The 5,057-nt window shown below is 64.4% G+C and carries 1 pseudogene; it reads left to right on the forward strand.

Going from position 1 to position 5,057, the window contains the following annotated elements:
• Positions 1–5,057: pseudogene (gene bcpA / locus G3N98_RS38445) on the forward strand (contact-dependent inhibition toxin BcpA); the annotation flags it as partial.

A 5,057-nucleotide genomic window follows, 5' to 3' on the forward strand; every position in this document is an offset into this window, starting at 1 on the left:
CGGGCGGAGCTCGTCCTCGCGAATCCGTCGGGCATTTATCTTGATGGCGCGTCCTTCATCAACACCAGTCGCGCAACCCTCACAACGGGCGTGCCGTACTACGGTGCCGATGGCTCGCTCGCTGGCTACAACGTTAGCCGTGGGCTCGTGACGGTTGCCGGTGCAGGCCTGAATGCCGCCAATATCGACCAGGTGGACCTCATCGCACGCGCGGTGCAGGTGAACGTGGCGGTTTACGCGAAGAATCTGAATGTGATCGCCGGCGCGAGCCAGGTCAATCACGACACGCTCGCCGCGACACCGATTGCCGGCGACGGCACGGCTCCGTCGGTTGCAATCGACGTGAGTCAGCTGGGTGGCATGTACAGCAACCGGATCTTCCTCGCATCGAACGAGAACGGTGTCGGGGTGGCCAACGCCGGTACGATCGCGGCGCAGGCGGGCGATCTGACGCTGCAGTCGAACGGCCGGCTCGTACTCACGGGCAAGACGACCGCGAGCGGCAATCTCGCGCTGTCGGCCGCAGGCGGCATCCAGAACAGCGGCACGACGTACGCGCAGCAATCGTTGTCGGCGAGCACGGGTGCCGATCTCACGAACACCGGGACGCTCGCCGCGCAGCAGAACGCGACGGTAAATGCGGGCAGCGTCAGTTCGACCGGCACGCTCGGCGCGGGCGTGAACAACGACGGTTCGGTCGGCCAAGGCGGTGATCTGAACCTGTCAGCTTCTGGCCAGATAAGCGCAACGGGGCAGACCGTAGCGGGCGGCAATGCGTCACTGACCGGCGCGGGTGTGAATCTCGCCGGCAGCCAGACGGCGGCAAACGGCAATCTGTCGCTGAACGCGACGGCCGGCGACGTGAACGTGTCGAATGCCACCGCGAGCGCGCAAGGTGCCATTCAGGCACATGCTTCCGGGACGGTGATAAACGATCACGGCAGCCTGTCGAGCGGCGGCAGCACGACGCTGACCGGTGGTGCACTCTCGAACCAGAGCGGCAAGGTTTCATCGCAGGGGCCGCTGTCGGTCAACGTGTCCGGTCAGATCGCCAACCAGTCCGGTGAACTGATTTCCGAGAGCACGGCAGACTTGCATGGCGGCGCCATTGCGAACAACCAGGGCACGCTTCAAAGCGCGGCCGGCATGACGGTGGCCGGTGCGTCACTGGACAACACGGCGGGCCGGATCACGTCGCTCAACGGCGACGGCCTGTCGGTGACAACGAGCGGCCAGTTGACCAATGCCGCAGGGACGACTGCGAATGGTGCGCAAGGCGGTGTGATCGGCGGCAACGGCGATGTTTCGGTCCGCGGCGCAAACGTTGTCAACCGCGGCGCGATCACATCCAATACGAATCTTCGCGTGTCGGGCCAATCAGTCGACAACGGTAGCGGCACCCTGCAGGCCGCGCAGAACGTTGCGGTCGACGCCGGCACGCACCTGACGAACAACGGCGGCTCGATCATCGGCCAGACGGCCACAGTCAGCGCCACGACGCTCGACAACAGCGCCGGCACCGTGCAGGCGGGCCAGGTGTCGTTGAATGCGACGGATCTCGTGAATCACGGCGGCATGATCACGCAGACCGGGGCCGGGGCGATGAGCGTGAACGTGTCGGGCACGCTCGACAACTCGAATGGCGGCACGCTGCAAACCAACAGTACCGACCTGACGCTCACCCCTGCCGCACTCGTCAACGACGGCGGCACGATCACCCATGCCGGCAACGGCACGCTGACGCTTGGCGGTGGTACGGGTTCGGTGTCGAACGTGGGGGGCGCGATCGCCAGTAACGGGCACGTCGTCGCGCAAACCGGCACGCTGAACAACACGTCGGGCTCGATCAACGCGCAAAGCGGGCTGACGACAACTGTCGGCGGTACGCTGAACAACGTGCGCGGCAAGCTGTTGTCGAACACGGATCTGAGTGTCACCAGCGGTACGCTGGCGAACGACGGCGGTCAGATCGGTGCGGGCATGAACGCGACGATTCACACCGGCTCGATGACGAACCAGGGCGGCTCGATCGTTGCGCCGAACCTGTCGGTCACAGCCGACTCGACGCTCGACAACAGCGGCGGCAAGCTCGAAGCAAATCAGCTCGCGCTGACGGCCGCGAACCTCGCGAACCACGGCGGCACCATCACGCAGTACGGTTCGTCGGCGATGGGCATGAACGTCAGCGGCACGCTCGACAACTCGGCCGCCGGCGTGATCCAGACCAACAGCACGGACCTGACGCTCACGCCGGCCGAGTTGAACAACGCAGGCGGCACCATTACGCACGCCGGTACGGGTACGCTGACGATCGCACCGGGCAATGGCGCCAGCGCGCTGAACAACGCGTCGGGCACCATCGTGACGAAGGGACAAGCCATCGTCAACGCGGCTACCTGGAACAACGCGAGCGGTATCCTCGCCGCACAGCGTGGCCTCAACGCCACGATCGCGGGCGACGTAAACAACGCGCAGGGTTTGCTGCGATCAGACGCATCGCTGTCGTTGAAGAACGGCGGTGCCCTGTCGAACCGAGGAGGCCACATTCAGGCTGGGCAATCGACTGCGGGCGACACCAGCACGCTCGCCATTCAATCGGCCTCGATCGACAACGCGGACGGCGCCATCGTCGACCTCGGCGCGGGCAAGATGACGGTGCAAGGCGGCAGCCAGATTGCGAACAGCCACGCCGGCGGCGTATCGGGCATGGGTGCGATTACCGGCAACGGCGACGTGACGATTGGCGCAGCATCGATCAGCAACACGCAAGGCGGCCAGCTCAGCGGAGCATCGCTTCATGTCCAGGGCAACACCTTGGACAATAGTGGCGGCACTATCGGCAACGTCACGAATTCACACGGTGACGTGGACGTCACGACGACCGACGCGATCACGAATACGGGCGGTCAGATCAGCTCGACTCACGACTTGTCGGTCGCGGCAGCCACGCTGCAAGGTGGCGGCACATACAGCGCGACGCATGATGCCAACGTGAACCTGCAGGGCGACTACACGGCGGCGTCCGACACGCAGTTCAACGTTGGGCACGATCTCGCCTTCACGTTGCCCGGCACCTTCACGAACAACGCGAACCTGCAGTCGGTCAACAACCTGAGCGTCAACGCGGGCAACATCGTCAACGTGGGTGCGCTGACTGCCGGCGGCCTGCTGCACACGCAATCGACCAACCTGACCAATACCGGCGCGCTCGTCGGCGCGAGCGTGTCGCTCAACGCGACGAATACGATCTCGAACCTCGGCCCGACCGCGCTGATTGGCGGTTCAGACAGCAATGGCACGCTCGAAATCCTCGCGCACGACATCGAAAACCGCGACGACACGACCGCAACTGATTCGATGGCGACGACGGCCATCTTCGGCATGGGCAAGGTCGTGCTTGCTGGCGGCAAGGACGCAAGCGGCAACTACACGAACGCCGCGCTCGTCAACAACGTGTCGGCCTTGATCCAGTCGGGCGGCGACATGGAGCTGCACGCGGACAAGGTGACGAGCACGCGTCGCGCGATGAAGACGTCCACCAGCCAGATCGATCCGGCATCGCTCGTGCAGTTCGGCATTCCGATCAGCGGTCGCACGGGCCAGATCGGCGTGAAGGATCCGGACAGCATCGGCGGCGTCTACACCGAGCCGCCTCATGGCGGTCAGTGGAACAGCACGTATCAGTTCACGACCTACTACGCGGACAGCGCGACGGCGACGACCGTGACGGACATCAGCCCGGCCGCGCAGATCGTGTCGGGCGGCAAGATCGATGCGTCGTCGGTCGGCACGCTGCAAAACTACTGGAGCAACCTCGCGGCGGTCGGCGACATCAAGATGCCGGCCTACTACGACGCCGACGGCTGGGCGGCGTCCGGCCAGAAGCTGCCGGGCGTGTCGGTTTCCTACTCGGGCCAGTATCACTACAACAACTACGACAACTCGGAACACGACTGGCAGTTGCCGTTCGGCAACGCGCCGTTCGTGACGGGACGCCCGGGCGGGTACACCCAGGCGGCGCCGGCGTCGATCAAGGATTACAAACTGCCGAAATACGACTCGACGTTGAGTTCGAACGGCACGATTTCGGGCACGGGTATCAGCGTCAACAATACGGCGGGCAACGCATCGATTCCGTCGCTCGGCTTGCTGCCGGGGCAGTCGGTACCGGGCCTTACCCCGACCAACCTGAGCGGTAACGCGAGCGGTGCGAAATCGGGTGCGTCGGCCGTGCACGGCGGTCCGTCGGCGCCGGTCGATCCGATCATCGCCAGCGCGACGGCGCTGAACGTCCTGAACAACCTCACCATTCCGCAAGGCGGCTTGTTCAAGCCGACGACAGCGCCGAACGCGAGCTACGTGATCGAAACGAACCCGGCGTTCACGAACCAGAAGAATTTCATGTCGAGCGACTACTTCTTCGGTCAGCTCGGCGTCGACCTCACGCATATCCCGAAGCGGCTCGGCGACGGTTTCTACGAGCAGCAGCTCGTGCGCAACGAAGTCACGGCGCTGACCGGCAAGGCCGTGCTCGGGCCGTACGCAGACCTGCAGACCATGTATCAATCGCTGATGGCGGCCGGCGCGGATCTGTCGAAGTCGCTCGATCTACCGATCGGCGCGAGCCTGTCGGCCGATCAGGTGTCGAAGCTGACCAGCAACGTGGTCATGATGGAAACGCGGGTGGTCGACGGTCAGTCGGTGCTCGTGCCGGTCGTCTATCTCGCGAAGGCCAGCCAGCAGAATATCGACGGCCCGTTGATCAGTGCGACGAACATCGATTTCCAGAATGCACAGTCGTTCACGAACAGCGGAACGATCAAGGCGGACAACACGCTGGCAATCCAGGGCAAGCAGATCGACAACGCATTCGGCGCGCTGCAAAGCGGCGGGCTGATGTCGCTGAAGACCGAGAACAACATCGACCTGACGTCGGCGAACGTGAAGGCCGGCAGCCTGCAGCTCGATGCCGGGAAAGACCTCATTCTCGATACGGGGACGAAGACGAACACGCGGGTGAGCCGCGACGGCGCGACGAGCGTGGTGACCACGCTCGG

It is taken from the genome of Burkholderia sp. Tr-20390, from assembly GCF_017104595.1.
Taxonomy (GTDB): Bacteria; Pseudomonadota; Gammaproteobacteria; order Burkholderiales; family Burkholderiaceae; genus Burkholderia.